The 14774-nt window shown below is 65.0% G+C and carries 18 protein-coding genes; all 18 read left to right on the top strand.

Annotated elements, in window-relative coordinates; all coding sequences use genetic code 11:
- Positions 1–192 precede the first annotated feature (192 nt).
- Positions 193–603, top strand: a complete 411-nt coding sequence (locus PXK01_RS00715; RefSeq protein ID WP_274858449.1) for a recombinase — start codon at positions 193–195, stop codon at positions 601–603.
- Entirely contained in the window at positions 551–1873 is a 1323-nt protein-coding gene (locus PXK01_RS00710; RefSeq protein ID WP_446728410.1) for a DNA-packaging protein, read from the top strand. The genes PXK01_RS00715 and PXK01_RS00710 overlap by 53 nt, the downstream gene beginning before the upstream one ends.
- A 119-nt stretch (positions 1874–1992) precedes the next feature.
- Positions 1993–3198: a phage portal protein gene (locus PXK01_RS00705; protein ID WP_274858448.1), complete on the top strand. Its 1206-nt coding sequence runs from the start codon at positions 1993–1995 to the stop codon at positions 3196–3198.
- Positions 3191–3409, top strand: coding sequence for a GTA head formation protein, RCAP_rcc01685 family (locus PXK01_RS00700; RefSeq protein ID WP_274858447.1), 219 nt, complete (start codon positions 3191–3193; stop codon positions 3407–3409). The genes PXK01_RS00705 and PXK01_RS00700 overlap by 8 nt, the downstream gene beginning before the upstream one ends.
- Before the next feature lie 34 nt (positions 3410–3443).
- Positions 3444–4004: an HK97 family phage prohead protease gene (locus PXK01_RS00695; RefSeq protein ID WP_274858446.1), complete on the top strand. Its 561-nt coding sequence runs from the start codon at positions 3444–3446 to the stop codon at positions 4002–4004.
- Between the two features lie 25 nt (positions 4005–4029).
- Positions 4030–5211, top strand: a complete 1182-nt coding sequence (locus PXK01_RS00690) for a phage major capsid protein (RefSeq protein WP_274858445.1) — start codon at positions 4030–4032, stop codon at positions 5209–5211.
- A gap of 187 nt (positions 5212–5398) precedes the next feature.
- Positions 5399–5998, top strand: a complete 600-nt coding sequence (locus tag PXK01_RS00685) for a head-tail connector protein (protein WP_274858444.1) — start codon at positions 5399–5401, stop codon at positions 5996–5998.
- Positions 5995–6345, top strand: coding sequence for a head-tail adaptor protein (locus tag PXK01_RS00680; RefSeq protein ID WP_274846747.1), 351 nt, complete (start codon positions 5995–5997; stop codon positions 6343–6345). Before PXK01_RS00685 ends, PXK01_RS00680 begins: the two co-directional genes overlap by 4 nt.
- Positions 6342–6749, top strand: a complete 408-nt coding sequence (locus PXK01_RS00675) for a DUF3168 domain-containing protein (protein ID WP_274846748.1) — start codon at positions 6342–6344, stop codon at positions 6747–6749. Before PXK01_RS00680 ends, PXK01_RS00675 begins: the two co-directional genes overlap by 4 nt.
- Before the next feature lie 56 nt (positions 6750–6805).
- Positions 6806–7219 carry a phage major tail protein, TP901-1 family gene (locus PXK01_RS00670; RefSeq protein WP_274858443.1) on the top strand — a complete coding sequence of 138 codons (414 nt, stop codon included), beginning with the start codon at positions 6806–6808 and terminating at the stop codon, positions 7217–7219.
- A 3-nt stretch (positions 7220–7222) separates the two neighbouring features.
- Positions 7223–7546, top strand: a complete 324-nt coding sequence (locus PXK01_RS00665; RefSeq protein WP_274858442.1) for a gene transfer agent family protein — start codon at positions 7223–7225, stop codon at positions 7544–7546.
- Positions 7543–7755: a rcc01693 family protein gene (locus tag PXK01_RS00660; RefSeq protein WP_274846751.1), complete on the top strand. Its 213-nt coding sequence runs from the start codon at positions 7543–7545 to the stop codon at positions 7753–7755. The genes PXK01_RS00665 and PXK01_RS00660 overlap by 4 nt, the downstream gene beginning before the upstream one ends.
- Positions 7742–8398, top strand: a complete 657-nt coding sequence (locus PXK01_RS00655; RefSeq protein ID WP_274846752.1) for a phage tail tape measure protein — start codon at positions 7742–7744, stop codon at positions 8396–8398. Before PXK01_RS00660 ends, PXK01_RS00655 begins: the two co-directional genes overlap by 14 nt.
- Before the next feature lie 35 nt (positions 8399–8433).
- The gene (locus PXK01_RS00650) at positions 8434–9066 is read left to right on the top strand and encodes a DUF2460 domain-containing protein (protein ID WP_274846753.1); all 633 of its coding nucleotides are present in this window, start codon (positions 8434–8436) and stop codon (positions 9064–9066) included.
- A complete protein-coding gene (locus PXK01_RS00645) occupies positions 9066–9953 on the top strand; it encodes a DUF2163 domain-containing protein (protein WP_274858441.1) in 888 nt (295 codons plus the stop codon). Before PXK01_RS00650 ends, PXK01_RS00645 begins: the two co-directional genes overlap by 1 nt.
- Positions 9950–10402 carry an NlpC/P60 family protein gene (locus tag PXK01_RS00640; protein WP_274858440.1) on the top strand — a complete coding sequence of 151 codons (453 nt, stop codon included), beginning with the start codon at positions 9950–9952 and terminating at the stop codon, positions 10400–10402. The genes PXK01_RS00645 and PXK01_RS00640 overlap by 4 nt, the downstream gene beginning before the upstream one ends.
- Positions 10402–14352: a baseplate multidomain protein megatron gene (locus PXK01_RS00635; RefSeq protein ID WP_274858438.1), complete on the top strand. Its 3951-nt coding sequence runs from the start codon at positions 10402–10404 to the stop codon at positions 14350–14352. The genes PXK01_RS00640 and PXK01_RS00635 overlap by 1 nt, the downstream gene beginning before the upstream one ends.
- Entirely contained in the window at positions 14349–14636 is a 288-nt protein-coding gene (locus PXK01_RS00630; protein ID WP_274858437.1) for a DUF7742 family protein, read from the top strand. Before PXK01_RS00635 ends, PXK01_RS00630 begins: the two co-directional genes overlap by 4 nt.
- The last annotated feature ends 138 nt before the right edge of the window (positions 14637–14774 follow it).

Below are 14774 nucleotides of genomic sequence, written 5' to 3'. Positions count from 1 at the left end.
GCACCGAGAAATTTAGGGCGCCCTGGCGCCCTTTTTCTTTTGCGGCAGGGAAATGGCCGGGGAAAGGACACCAAACCCTAACAAACCCTTCGGACAGCGGCCTCCAGGGGCCTATAACTCCTTGACTAAACTGCCCAAAGACCGTATAGGTTGTGTTGCAGTTGGAAGGAACACTTGGCGGTCCCGCATGTGATGTCGGTGGCCGCCTTTTCTTTCTCTCATCCGGACCGCGATCCGTATGAGGCTCGACATTCCATGACACATCACAGCGCCGATGATCGGGCGCGGCATTCCCTTGATCTGTTGCGCTCCCTGCAGGAGTCGATGCTGCGCCTGCGTAATCATGCGGAATATCTGCGACACGAGCTGGAGGAAAACGGCCCCGAAGTGCTTGAGGGCCGCGACAAACAGCAGGTCGCCAAGCTCGACAGCCTGATCAGGGATTGCCAGAAAGTGGAGAAGACGCTTGCCGAGCAAACACAAAGCGCCACCGCGGACGACACCGGACTTGACCTTGAACGGGCGCGGGCTGAAATCACCCGCCGCCTGGATCGCCTGCGCGCCGCCGGACACACGACGGAGCCTGCTGGACAACCTGAGTGACGACAGCCTGCGGGCGCTCCCCTATCTGTTCGAGTTCTGGGCGCTTGCGCATCAATTGCCGCCCGAAGGGGACTGGCGCGCCTGGGTGATCCTTGGCGGGCGCGGGGCGGGCAAGACCCGCGCCGGGGCGGAATGGCTGCGCTCCCAGGCGGAAGGCGCCACCCCGATGGCTTCCGGGCGCGCTGAACGGCTGGCCCTGATCGGAGAGACCTATGACCAAGTGCGGGATGTGATGATCCAGGGCGATAGCGGCATCCTTGCCTGCGCGCCGCCGGATCGTCGCCCTGCGTGGAAGGCCAGCGAGCGCAAGTTGTTCTGGGCCAATGGCGCGATGGCGCAGGCCTTTTCCGCCAGCGACCCCGAAGCCCTGCGGGGCCCGCAATTCGATGCGGCCTGGGCGGATGAATTGGCCAAGTGGAAAAAGGGAGTGGCCTGTTGGGACATGTTGCAGTTTGCCCTGCGCCTGGGGCCGCATCCGCAGGTCTGCGTGACCACGACACCAAGGAACACACCGCTCCTGTGTCGGATCCTGGCACTGCCCTCAACCGTGCAGACCCATGCCGCGACCGAGGCCAACCGGGCCAATCTGGCGCCCTCCTTCATCGCAGAGATGCGGGCGCGCTATGCCGGATCGCGCCTGGGGCGGCAGGAGCTGGACGGTCTGCTGCTGGAGGATGTGGAAGGTGCCCTGTGGACCGTCAATCAGCTGGACCGGCTGCGCGTCGATTCCGCGCCGCAGATGTCCCGGGTGGTGGTCGCCGTGGATCCGGCGGTCAGCGCCGGAAAATCCTCGGACGCTTGCGGCATAATCGTGGTCGGCGCCCAGACAGAGGGGCCACCCCAATCCTGGCGGGCCTGCGTTCTGGCGGATCGCACGGTGCAGGGCGCGCAGCCTCTGGCCTGGGCGCGGGCCGCGATCAAGGCGCGGGATGACTTTGCCGCGGACCGGCTGGTGGCAGAGGTCAATCAGGGCGGCGCCCTGGTGGAAAACCTGTTGCGCCAGGTGGATCCCATGGTGCCATTTCGCGCTCTTCACGCCGCACGGGGCAAGGGCGCCCGCGCCGAACCGGTGGCAGCACTTTATGAGCAGGGGCGGGTGTCGCACATGGCTGGCTTGTCGCGGCTAGAGGATCAGATGTGCCAGATGACCGCCCAGGGGTATCGGGGGCAGGGGTCGCCGGACCGGTTGGATGCGCTGGTCTGGGCCTTGCATGAGCTGATGATCCGCCCCGCCGCCGGTGTGCGGATGCCCCGGGCGCGGATGCTCTGATCACAGGGGGGGGTGTTGCAGCAGCTGCGGGCGGGCGGCTGTCGGGATCTTCACCGGCAGCTGGCACAACAGGTCTCAGCAAAGGGCCGCAATGGCCGATCAGGAGTGAGGAGTGCAGCATGGTCTTTGACCGCCTGCGGCGCAAGATTGAGCCAGCGACAACGCCGACACAGCCCCCGCAAGAACGCAAGGCAAGCGCGGCGGCGCGGGTGGTGAACTGGCATGGCCTGGCCGGTGCGACCTGGAGCCCTCGCGATACGGTCTCCCTGACCCGCAGCGGTTTTGCCGGAAACCCGGTTGGCTTTCGCGCGGTCAAGCTGATTGCAGAGGCGGCAGCGGCGCTGCCCCTGGTCCTGCAGGACGCCGAGCAGCGCTACGACAGTCATCCGCTGTTGTCGCTGCTGGCGCGTCCGAACCCGGCGCAGTCCCGCTCGGATCTGATCGAGGCGCTGGTCGGGCATATCCTGCTCTCTGGCAATGCCTATGTGGAGGCGGTGGCCGCAGAGGAAGGCCTGCCAACCGAACTGCATGTGCTGCGCCCGGATCGGATGAGCGTGGTGCCGGGCGCCGATGGCTGGCCGGTGGCCTATGACTATTCGGTGTCGGGTCGCAAGCATCGCTTCAACGTCGACGGGCCACGGCGCGCGATCTGCCATATCCGCAGCTTTCACCCGCAGGACGATCACTACGGGCTTGCCCCCTTGCAGGCGGCTGCTACGGCGGTGGATGTGCATAATGCAGCCTCGCGCTGGTCCAGGGCGCTCTTGGACAATGCGGCGCGACCGTCTGGAGCCTTGGTCTGGTCCGGCAGCGATGGGCAGGGCATGATGTCAGAGGATCAGTTTCGCCGCCTAAGTGATGAAATCGAAAGCAACTTTCAGGGCGCGCGGAACGCCGGTCGTCCGATGGTTCTGGAAGGCGGGCTGGATTGGAAACCGATGGGGTTCTCCCCATCCGACATGGAGTTCCAGAAAACCAAGGAGGCCGCCGCGCGGGAAATCGCCCTGGCCTTTGGGGTGCCGCCCATGCTGCTGGGTCTGCCCGGCGATGCAGCCTATGCCAACTATCAGGAGGCCAACCGCGCCTTTTACCGGCTCACCGTGTTGCCGCTGGTCTGCCGGGTGGCGGCGGTGCTGTCCGATTGGCTGTCGGGCTTCACCGGTGAAGCGCTGGAGTTGCGCGCCGACATGGATCAGGTCACGGCGCTCTCGGCTGAGCGGGAGGCGCAATGGCGGCGGGTGTCGCAGGCCGATTTCCTGAGCCAGGATGAAAAGCGTCGCCTTCTTGGGCTGCCGCCCCTGCAGGTGAGCGGTGACGATGACTGAGATGCCCATTCCCCCATTCGATTGTTCCCCCGGCTTGCGGCTCTCGGCGCATGAGCGGGTGACGGAAATCCAGAACCAGGCGATCAACCGGCGGCTGGACCGGATCGAGCAGCTGATCGAACGGCTGGAGAAGCGGCTGTGGCTGACGGTCTACGGCGTCGCGGCCGTGATCCTGGCGCAGGCATTCCAGTCCTTCCTGGTGGCTCAGTAATCGCAACATAACAGGTGGATAGCGGGAGATGCTCATGCAACCTCAGATGCAATTGGAACAGAAGTTCGCCCGCTGCGAGACGGGTTTGAAACTGGACAAGGACAACATCATCCAAGGCTATGCCAGCCTGTTTGGCGAGGTTGACCAGGGCGGCGATGTGGTGATGCCCGGCGCCTATCTGGCCTCTTTGCGGGCACTGGCGGCGCGGGATTGCAAGGTCAAGATGCTGTGGCAGCATGATCCGAGCCAGCCCATCGGGGTCTGGGACGAGGTGCGCGAGGACGCACGCGGGCTTTGGGTCACGGGGCGGATCCTGACCGAAACGCGGCGCGGCGCCGAGGCGGTATCCCTGATTGCAGCCGGAGCTCTGGACGGTCTGTCGATCGGCTACCGGACGGTGAAGGCGGCCCATAACAAGGGTGGCGGGCGCAGGCTCACCGAACTGGATCTCTGGGAGGTCTCGTTGGTGACCTTCCCGATGCTGGCCACCGCGCGGGTGGCGGCGAAATCGAAGCCCGACACGGAAACAGCCCTGCGCGCCCTTGCCAGGGAATTGCGCGCTGCGACCTCGGGGCAGGGAGCGCAGGCTGGGTGAAGTGGAACAGGAACAGGACAGGTAGATGAGCAAACAGGAAATCCCGGCCGTGGCCGGAGATGCGGTGCCACTGGTGCAGGAAGTCCGTCAGGCCGTTTCTGGCTTTATCAAGGACTTCAGGGGGTTCCAGGGTGAAGTGCAGGCGAAACTGAAACAGACGGAAGAGCGAATGACAATGCTGGATCACAAAAACCATGTGGTGGCGCGCCCCCATCTTGCCGCCGACGACGATATCGGTGCCCCCCATCAAAAGGCCTTTGGCGCCTATCTACGCTCTGGCGACGAAGGGGCATTGCGCGGCCTTGACCTGGATGCCAAATCCATGTCGACGGCGGTGAACAGCGATGGCGGTTATCTGGTGGATCCACAAACCGCCGAGACGGTGAAATCGGTGCTTCAATCGACCGCCTCGATCCGTGCCGTGGCCTCGGTCGTGAATGTGGAGGCGACGTCATACGACGTGCTGATCGATCACACTGATGTGGGGGCCGGCTGGGCAACAGAAACCGACCCCACGGCGGAAACCGCTACCCCGTCGATCGACCGGATCACCATTCCCTTGCATGAACTGAGCGCGCTTCCCAAGGCCTCGCAGCGGCTGTTGGATGACAGTGCCTTTGATATCGAGGGCTGGCTGGCGGGGCGGATTGCCGACAAGTTCGCCCGTGCCGAGGCGGCGACCTTCCTGACCGGTGACGGGGTGGACAAACCCACCGGCATCCTGACCCATCCGACCGTGGACAATGATGTCTGGGCCTGGGGCAGCCTTGGCTATGTTCCGACCGGTGTTGATGGGGACATCGGCAATGGCGATGCGATCATCGATCTGGTCTATGCGCTGGGGGCGCAGTATCGCGCTGGCGCCTCTTTCGTGATGAATTCCAAGACCGCCGGGGTGATCCGGAAGTTGAAGGATGCCGATGGCCGATTCCTGTGGTCCGATGGGCTGGCCGCGGGGGAGCCAGCGCGGCTGATGGGCTATCCGGTGCTGGTGGCCGAGGATATGCCGGATGTCGCCTCCGATAGCTATTCCGTGGCCTTTGGCGACTTTGCTGCAGGCTACACCATTGCCGAACGTCCGGATCCGCGGGTGCTGCGGGATCCCTTCAGCGCCAAACCCCATGTGCTGTTCTATGCCACCAAACGCATTGGCGGCGATGTCAGCGATTTTGCCGCCATCAAGCTGCTGAAATTCGGCCTGAGCTAACCGCTTTGGACCGATGACGGGACCGGCAGCCCGGACCCGTCGGCGGGCGCATATCACATATTCCCTGTCGTCCAGCTGCTCCCCCTCCGTCCGAGCGGCAGGGAGGATCTGCGCCCGCTGCACCGGATCAGCCTTGGGGGATACTGGCGCCAGGCCCGGACAACGCGGGGAAGTGCGGAGAGATGAGATGATTTTGACCGAAGGGACGCCCGTGCCCGATAGCGCCCTGCCGCTCGTGGCCTTCAAGGCGCATCTGCGACTGGGCACGGGGTTTATCGAAGACAGCCTGCAGGACAGCGTGCTGAACGGCTTTCTGCGTGCGGCGATCTCTGCGATCGAGGCGCGCACCGGCAAGGCCCTGATCCAGCGCTCATTCCAATGGCAGCTGTCCCGCTGGCGCGATGCGCGCGCTGCGGTCCTGCCGGTTGCGCCGGTGGTGTCGGTCTCTTCGGTGATCTTTGTCGATGCCGATGGCAACGAGACCCCGCTGGATCCTGCGCTTTACCATCTGGAACAGGACACCCACCATCCCAAACTCTGCCCGGTGAGCACGCATTTGCCTCTGGTGTCGGGGTCCGGCTTGGTGCGCATCACCTTCCTGGCCGGTTTGGGCGCCACTTGGGGGGATCTGCCTGCCGATCTGGCACAGGCGGTGCTGATGCTGGCCGCGCATTACTACGAATACCGCGAGGATACCGGATTGCACGGTGGCTGCATGCCCTTTGGCGTGACCAGCCTGATCGAACGCTACCGCGCGCCGCGGCTGTCGCTGGGGATGGTACAATGACCGATCTTGCCCCTGCGCCGCGATTGAACCGGCCCTTGGTTCTGGAAGACCCTCAGCGTCTGCCTGATGGAGCGGGGGGCTATGTGGAAAGCTGGACGGCGCTTGGCACGCTCTGGGCCGAGGTCACAGCGCTGAGCGGGCGCAACGCGGACCTGGAGGGCGGCAGCCTGTCATTGCAGCGCTATCGGATCACGGTGCGGGCGGCGCCGACCGGGGCCACCTCGCGCCCGCGCCCGGATCAGCGGTTTCGCGATGGCGTCCGGCTGTTTCGCATCGATGCGGTCAGCGAGGCGGACGCGCGCGGGCGCTACCTCACCTGTTTCGCTCTCGAGGAGGTGGCTGCATGACCTATGCCCTGTCCGACGCGCTGCAATCGGCCGTGTATCAGCATCTCGCAGCGGATGCCGGGCTAACGGCCCTGATCGGCTCCGATCTCTATGATGCGCTGCCCTCCGGCACCCTGCCGCAGACCTATGTGGCCCTTGGCCCGGAAGAGGTGGAGGACCGGTCCGACATCACCGGCGCCGGTGCGCGCCATCGCTTTACCGTCAGCGTCTTTTCCGACACCGCCGGGTTTTCGGCGGCCAAGGCGGTTGCGGCGGCGGTCTGCGATGCGCTGATCGATGCGCCGCTGACCCTGTCGCGCGGGCGGCTTGTGGGCCTGTGGTTCGAACGCGCCGCAGCCGAGCGCCTGACAGATGGCGGGCGCAGCATCATCCTGCGCTTTGCGGCACGGGTCGAGGATGGCTGATCCTGTTAAAAATAGGGTGCAAACCTTTGTAATCATATAGCAAGTGGAGTGACCCCATGGGTGCACAGAATGGCAAGGATCTGCTGATCAAGGTGGATATGACCGGCGATGGTCAGTTCGAAACCATCGCGGGGCTGCGAGCCACGCGGATCAGTTTCAACGCCGAAAGCGTTGATGTCACCAGCCTCGAAAGCCAGGGCGGCTGGCGCGAGCTTCTGTCCGGCGCCGGGGTGCGCTCGGCCAATATCTCGGGCTCTGGCGTGTTTCGCGATGAGGGCACGGATGAGCGCGCACGGCAGCTGTTCTTTGACGGGATCACCCCGGATTTCCAGGTGGTTGTCCCCGATTTCGGCATCATCGAAGGCCCGTTTCAGGTGACTGCGCTGGAATATGCCGGCACCCATAATGGCGAGGCCACCTATGAGCTGGCCCTTGCCAGTGCCGGTGTGCTGGCCTTCACGTCGGTCTGACTCATGGCGAACCCCTTTGCAGGCGAGGTTGAAATCGTCATCGATGGAAGGGCTTATGCGTTGAAGTTGACGCTTGGTGCGCTTGCCAACCTGGAGCAGAGCCTCGCCGATGGATCGCTGGTGGACCTGGTGAAACGGTTTGAGGAAGGACGGTTTTCCGCTCGCGATATTCTGTCGCTGATTGCGGCGGGTCTTGAGGGCGGCGGCCATGATCTGAAGGCGGCCGACCTGGCGCAGGCCGAGATTGACGGCGGGCCGATGGCGGCGGCGCGGATCGCGGCGCAGCTCTTGGCACGGAGTTTCACCCTCCCAGAGGAACAGGAATGAGCGGCTTTGACTGGCCCGCGCTGATGCGGCTTGGTCTGTCGGGGCTGCGGCTCACGCCCGACACCTTTTGGCGCCTGACGCCTGCGGAGCTGCGCCTGATGCTGGGCCAGCAGGCGCCAGGGACGATGGATCGCGCCGGGCTGCAGGACCTGATGCGAGCCTTTCCCGATACGCCGAAGACGAAGGAGGCTTTGGATGGCCGAGAGTGAGATCGCAGAATTGGAACTGCGCAGCGAGGCGCTGGGGGATGCCCTGGGCGAGGCTGCCGGCATGGCCGCCAGTTTCGACACCGAATTGCGCCGGGTGCGCGATGCCTTTGCCGCCACCGGCAAGGATGTGCAGACGCTGGAACGGGGCATGTCGCGGGGCTTGCGGCGCGCCTTTGAAGGCGTGGTCTTTGATGGGCGCAGCCTGTCGGATGCGCTGGATACGGTTGCGCGCTCGATGCTGCGCACCACCTATAATGCGGCCATTCGCCCGGTGACCGATCATGTGGGTGGCCTGCTGGCAACGGGCGTGGGGAACCTTGTCAGCGGCCTTCTGCCCTTTGCCGAGGGCGCTGCCTTTTCCGAAGGCCGGGTGATGCCCTTTGCCCGTGGCGGTGTGGTCAGCGGCGCCACCCTGTTTCCGATGCGCGGCGGCACCGGCCTGATGGGGGAGGCAGGCCCCGAGGCGATCCTGCCCCTGCGCCGCGCCGCCGATGGCTCGCTTGGGGTCAGCAGTTCCGGCGGGCGCCCCATGCAGGTGGTGATGAATATCACCACGCCCGACGTACAGGGGTTCCAGCGCAGCCAGGGCCAGATCGCCGCGCGGCTGTCCCGCGCCCTGGGCCATGGCGCCCGCAACCGCTGAAAAACACCCGCTGATCCGAAACAGGAGATCCCACGATGAATTTTCACGATGTCCGATTTCCGGCCTCGCTCAGCTTTGGCTCGGTCGGCGGGCCGCAGCGGCGCACCGATATCGTGACGCTGACCAATGGCCATGAGGAGCGCAACACCCCCTGGGCCCATTCGCGGCGGCGTTATGATGCCGGGCTGGGGCTGCGCTCGCTCGATGATGTGGAGCTGCTGATTGCCTTTTTCGAAGCCCGCCAGGGGCAGCTGTACGGCTTTCGCTGGAAGGATTGGTCGGATTACAAATCCGCCCGCGCCACCGCCGAAGTGGATTTCCGCGACGAGGTGATTGGCCTTGGTGATGGGGCCACGGTGGAGTTTCAGCTGGTGAAATCCTATCGCTCGGGCGATGTGATCTATCAAAGACCCATCGCAAAACCGGTCTCGGGTTCGGTGCGGCTGGGGATCGAGCAGGAGGAGCTGCGCGAAAGCGTCGATTATGATCTGGACACGACCACCGGGATGATCACCCTGTCGCACCCGCCCGAGGTTGGCCTGCAGGTGGTGGCGGGATTTGAATTTGACGTGCCGGTGCGCTTTGACACCGATCAGATCCTGACCAGCGTTGCCTCCTTCAAGGCGGGCGATGTGCCGTCCGTGCCGATCGTGGAGGTGCGCATCTGATGGCGGGACCGTCGCAAGCCTTCCTGGATCACGTTGCCACTGGCAACACCAGCCTGTGCCGGGCCTGGGCGCTGACCCGTGCCGATGGCACCTTCTACGGGTTCACCGATCACGACCGCGATCTTGTCTTTGACACCATGCTGTTCAAAGCAAACTGCGGCATGACGGCCCGCGCGCTGCAACAGGCCACGGGGCTGTCGGTGGACAATACCGAGGCACTGGGGGCGCTCTCGGATGCGGGGTTGCGCGAGGAAGACATCGAAGCGGGGCGGTTTGACGGCGCCGATGTGCGCTGCTGGCTAGTGAACTGGCGGGATGTCTCGGTGCGGTGGTTGCAGTTTCGCGGCTCCATCGGAGAGCTGCGCCGGGCCGGGGGCGCCTTTGAAGCCGAACTGCGCGGTCTCAGCGAGGGGCTGAACCGGCCATTGGGGCGGATCTATCAGAAACCCTGTACCGCCGTTCTGGGGGATCGGAGCTGTGGTTTCGATCTGGATACGCCGGGATATGCGGCAGAGCGCGCGGTGGAGCAGGTCGAGGAGGGGCGCGTGTTCTTCTGGTCGGATCTGGCGGGGTTTGAGCCGGAATGGTTCACCCGCGGCCGCCTGACGGTCCTGAGCGGGGCGGCGCAGGGGCTGTGGAGCGCGATCAAACAGGACCGCAGCGATGCAAGCGGACGCCGGATCGAACTCTGGGAGCCTTTGCGCGCAGCTATCGCCGCCGGTGATCTGGTCCGGCTGGAGGCGGGCTGCGACAAGCGCATGGAGACTTGTCGGCTCAAGTTCAACAACCTGCTGAACTACCGAGGCTTTCCCGATATCCCCGGAGAGGACTGGGTGATGTCCGTGCCAAAATCCACCGGCATCAACACCGGGGGCAGCCGCAGATGAGCGGCGCGGGGATCGCCGCCCGTGCACGGGGCTGGCTGGGTACACCCTATGTACATCAGGCTAGCCGCCGGGGGGCAGGCTGTGATTGCCTCGGGCTGATCCGGGGGATCTGGCGCGAGGCGCTTGGCGTGGAACCCGCCCCCTTGCCGCCCTACACGATGGATTGGTCCGAACCGCAGGGACAGGAACGCCTCTGGCAGGCCGCACGGGAGCATTTGCGACCCAAACCCGTCGAAAGGGCCGATTTGGGGGATGTGCTGTTGTTTCGCATGCGGGCGGGATCGGTGGCGAAACATCTTGGCGTGCAGTCGCGGCTGGGCGGCTTGGGGGGGCAGGGGCCGCGGTTCATACACGCCTATGCGGGGCGCGGCGTGGTGGAATGCGCGCTTAGCACCCCCTGGCAGCGCCGCATCGTGGCGCGCTTTGCATTTCCTCAAGAGGTTCTCTGATGGCGACCATTCTTCTTTCGGCGGCGGGTGCCGCGATCGGTGGTGCGGTGGGCGGCACCGTGGCCGGGCTGTCTTCGGTGGCGATCGGCCGCGCCATTGGTGCGACGCTGGGCCGGGCCATGGACGAACGCCTGTTCGGTGCCGGGTCGGATCCGGTTGAAACCGGCCGGATCAGCCAGTTCCGCCTGACCCAGGCCAGCGAGGGCGAACCCATCGCCCAGGTTTTTGGCCGCACCCGCGTCGGCGGTCAGGTGATCTGGGCCACCCGGTTCCTGGAAAACAGTGAAACTAGCGGCGGCGGCAAGGGGGCGCCGCGCCAGCCCAGCGTAACGCGCTACAGCTATTCCGTCTCGCTGGCCATTGCCCTATGCGAAGGAGAGATCACCTCGGTTGCCCGGGTCTGGGCCGATGGGGAGGAGGTCTCGCCGCTGGATCTCAACATGACCGTTTACCGGGGCACAGCCGAGCAGGCGCCCGATCCGCTGATGGAGGCGGTGGAAGGCGCAGGCGAGGTGCCCGCCTATCGCGGCACGGCCTATGTGGTGATGGAGAATGTCCAGCTGGAGCGTTTCGGCAACCGGGTGCCACAGTTTTCCTTCGAGGTGATCCGGGGAGAACAGCCAAATAGCCCCGACTACGCTCACGACCCGGCCCAACTGCTGCGCGGCGTGGCGCTGATGCCCGGCACCGGCGAATATGCGCTCGCGGCCAGCCCGGTGAATTACTCGGGTGGTCCCGGCGACATGCGCGCGGCCAATACCCATACGCCCTCGGGGCAGACCGATCTTGTGACGTCACTGAAGGCGTTGGAGGACGAGTTGCCTGCCTGCGATGCGGCCTCGCTGATCGTCTCGTGGTTCGGGGATGACCTGCGCTGCGGCGCATGCCGGATCAAACCGAAAGTCGAACAGAAGCAGGCCGATGGGGTTACCATGCCCTGGGTGGTCTCTGGCGTGTCCCGCGCCAGCGCCGACGAGGTGCTGAAGGACGAAGAGGAGAACCCGGTCTATGGCGGCACCCCGGCGGATGCTGCGGTGATCGAGGCGATCCAGACCCTGCGGGATCAGGGGCGGCGGGTGATGTTCTACCCGTTCATCCTGATGGACCAGCCCGCGGGCAATGGTTTGCCCGATCCCTGGAGCGACAAAAGCGACCAGCCGCACCTGCCCTGGCGCGGGCGCATCACCCTGTCGGTTGCGCCGGGGCGCGACGGCAGCCCCGATCGCACAGCCGCAGCCGATGCCGAGGTTGCCACCTTCATGGGGCAGGCTGTGGCGGCGGATTTCACGGTCACAGATGGCGCTGTCAGCTATACAGGACCAGAGGATTGGGGGCTCAGGCGCTTCATCCTGCATAACGCGGCCCTCTGTGCGGCGGCGGGCGGGGTCGAGGCCTTTTGTATCGGCTCTGAAATGCGCAGCCTCACCCAGATCCGCGGAGCCAGCGCGTTTCCTGCGGTGGAGGCTCTGCGAGATCTTGCAGGTGAGGTACGCCAGATCCTCGGGGCCGAGGTCAAGATCGGCTATGCGGCGGATTGGTCGGAATACTGGGGCTATACCAGCCCCGAGGGGAACCGGTACTTTCACCTCGATCCCCTCTGGGCGGATCCGCAGATCGATTTCATCGGGATCGACAATTACATGCCGCTGTCGGATTGGCGCCAGGGAGAGGATCACCTGGACGCAGAGGCGGGTGTGCCCGCGATCTATGACCTTGACTACCTGCGCGGCAATATCGAGGGGGGCGAGGGCTATGACTGGTTCTACCACTCGCCCGAGGCCGAAGTGGCCCAGATCCGCACGCCGATCACCGATGGCGCCCATGATGAACCCTGGATCTGGCGCTACAAGGACATTCGCAACTGGTGGGGGAATACCCATCACGAGAGGATCAACGGCGTACGACAGCCCTTTCCCACCGCATGGGAGCCGCAGAGTAAACCGATCTGGTTCACGGAACTGGGATGTGCAGCCATCGACAGGGGCACCAATCAGCCCAACAAGTTCCTGGATCCGAAAAGCTCGGAATCCAAATTGCCGAAATTCTCCAATGGGCAGCGTGACGATCTGATCCAGCTGCACTATCTGCGCGCCATGCTGGGCTATTGGAGCGATCCGGCGCACAACCCGATCTCCTCTGAATATGGCGGGCCGATGCTGGATATGGCCAACGCCTATGTCTGGGCCTGGGATGCACGCCCGTTTCCGGCCTTTCCCAATGCGGTCGAGATCTGGAGTGATGGCGAGAATTATCTGCGGGGCCATTGGCTCAATGGGCGTGCCGGGCAGCGCACGCTTGCCTCGGTGGTGCGGGAACTCTGCGAAGCTTCGGATGTCACCGCGACGGATATCAGCGCGCTCTACGGTATGGTGCATGGGTATAGTCTAGAGGGAACGCAAGAGGCCCGCGCGGCGCTGCAGCCCCTGATGCTGCGCCATGGGTTTGATGCGATCGAACAGGACGGGCTGCTGCGGTTCCGCCTGCGGACGGGAACGGATGTACGAACCCTGTCTCCGGATCTGCTGGTGGACAGCGCCGAGGTGGAGGGTAGCATCGCCCATCACCGCAGTGGAGAGGCGGAACTGGCAGGACGGGTTCGGCTGCGCTTTGCCCAATGGGGGGCGAATTTCGATCTCGCCTCCGAGGAGGCGGTGCTGCCCGATGACGCTACCCACGCAGTGAGCCAGAGTGACCTCCCGCTTGTCATGACCCGGGCCGAGGCACGTCAGACGGTGGAACGCTGGCTGGTCGAGGCGCGCATATCGCGCGACAGCGCGCGGTTTGTCCTGCCGCCCTCGCTGCTCGGGCTGGCGGTTGGTGATGTGGTGGAACTGCCGGGCTCCATGCCGGACCCAAGTACGGTACATGCGGATCAGACCGGGACTGCGCTCTTTCGTCTGGATCGGATCGAGATGGCAGAGGCGCAACTGGTGGAGGCGGTGCGGATTGATCCTGGCGTCTATCTCCCGGCGGATGTGCCGGAGGATCTTCCCGGGGTGAATGAATTCGTGGCCCCGACGCCGGTGCTGCCCCTGTTCATGGATCTTCCCCTGATGACCGGTGAAGAGGTGCCCCATGCGCCGCATCTGGCTCTTACCGCCCAGCCCTGGCCGGGGACCGTCGCCGTCTATGGCGCGCAGGCGGATGAGGGCTATGTTCTGGAAGAGATCGTCGCGGCCCGTTCAGTGGTCGGTGTCACCGAGACGCCGCTGGCGGCGGGGCCGGTGGGGCGCTGGGATCTGGGCGCGGATCTGCAGCTGCGGCTGATTTCCGGCCAGCTGGAGACGCGCGAGGCGCTGGCGGTGCTCAATGGCGCCAATGTGGCGGCCATCGGGGACGGCAGCAATGGCAACTGGGAAGTGTTCCAGTTCCGCGAGGCAGAGCTGGTGGCGCCCAATACTTATTTCCTGCGCGGGAGATTGCGCGGGCAGCTTGGCAGTGACGGGCTGATGCCCGAGGTCTGGCCGCAAGGGTCATACGTGGTGCTTCTGGACGGGACACAGGTGCAGTTGGAACTGGCCCTGGCGCAGCGGCGGATTGCCCGCCACTATCGGATCGGCCCGGCCCGGCGCGGCTATGAGGATCCCTCTTACGTACATCGGATCGAGGCCTTTGATGGCAACGGCTTGCGCCCCTATGCGCCGGTGCATCTGCGCCTTTCCGGCGCGCTGGGCGCGGATCTGCAGGCGGGTTGGATCCGGCGCACCCGGATCGAGGGTGACAGCTGGGATCTACCAGAGGTGCCCCTTGGCGAAGCCAGCGAGCAATACCGGGTCAGGGTCATGGCGGGTGCCACCCTGTTGCGCGAGGCGATCAGCACGACAGCGGAATGGACCTATACCACCTTGATGCAGGCGGCGGATGGTGCGGCGCCGGGAGACCGGATCGAAGTGGCGCAGCTGTCGGACCGCTACGGGGCAGGCTTTGCCGCTGTGGCCGAACTGGCATGAGGCGCCCGGTTCTGCCGGGTGATGTCACGGCTGTGGCGCGGGCCTTGCTTTCGGTGCCTCGGTCCCAGCGGCAGGCGCTTTGCACGGCGATTTTCTGCGGCGCCGACAAGGCCCGCCGCTGGAGCGATCGGGAAGGGCGGTTGCATCCGGGCTGGGGGGATGGCTCATTGAGTGCGGCGGCGCGAAAACATGTGCTGGCCGATGAGCCGACCCTGGACAACCCGGACTACCTGAGGTGCCTGATCACGGTCCTGCAGGCGGTTTTGCATCGGGTGCAGCGATGAAGCGCGTGAAACGGGGGAGGCTCCCGCCCGGTGCTGGTTGCTCTGGGACAGAGCAGCGCACCCGTTGGGCCGGTCGCCGCGCTGTCGCGCGGCGCGGTGGTGCGCGCGTCTTGCGCTTTCATCAAGAACAAGAATTAT

It is taken from the genome of Phaeobacter sp. PT47_59 (genome assembly GCF_028890025.1).
Classification (GTDB): domain Bacteria; phylum Pseudomonadota; class Alphaproteobacteria; order Rhodobacterales; family Rhodobacteraceae; genus Phycobacter.
This window is presented reverse-complemented; position numbering and strand designations above follow the sequence as displayed.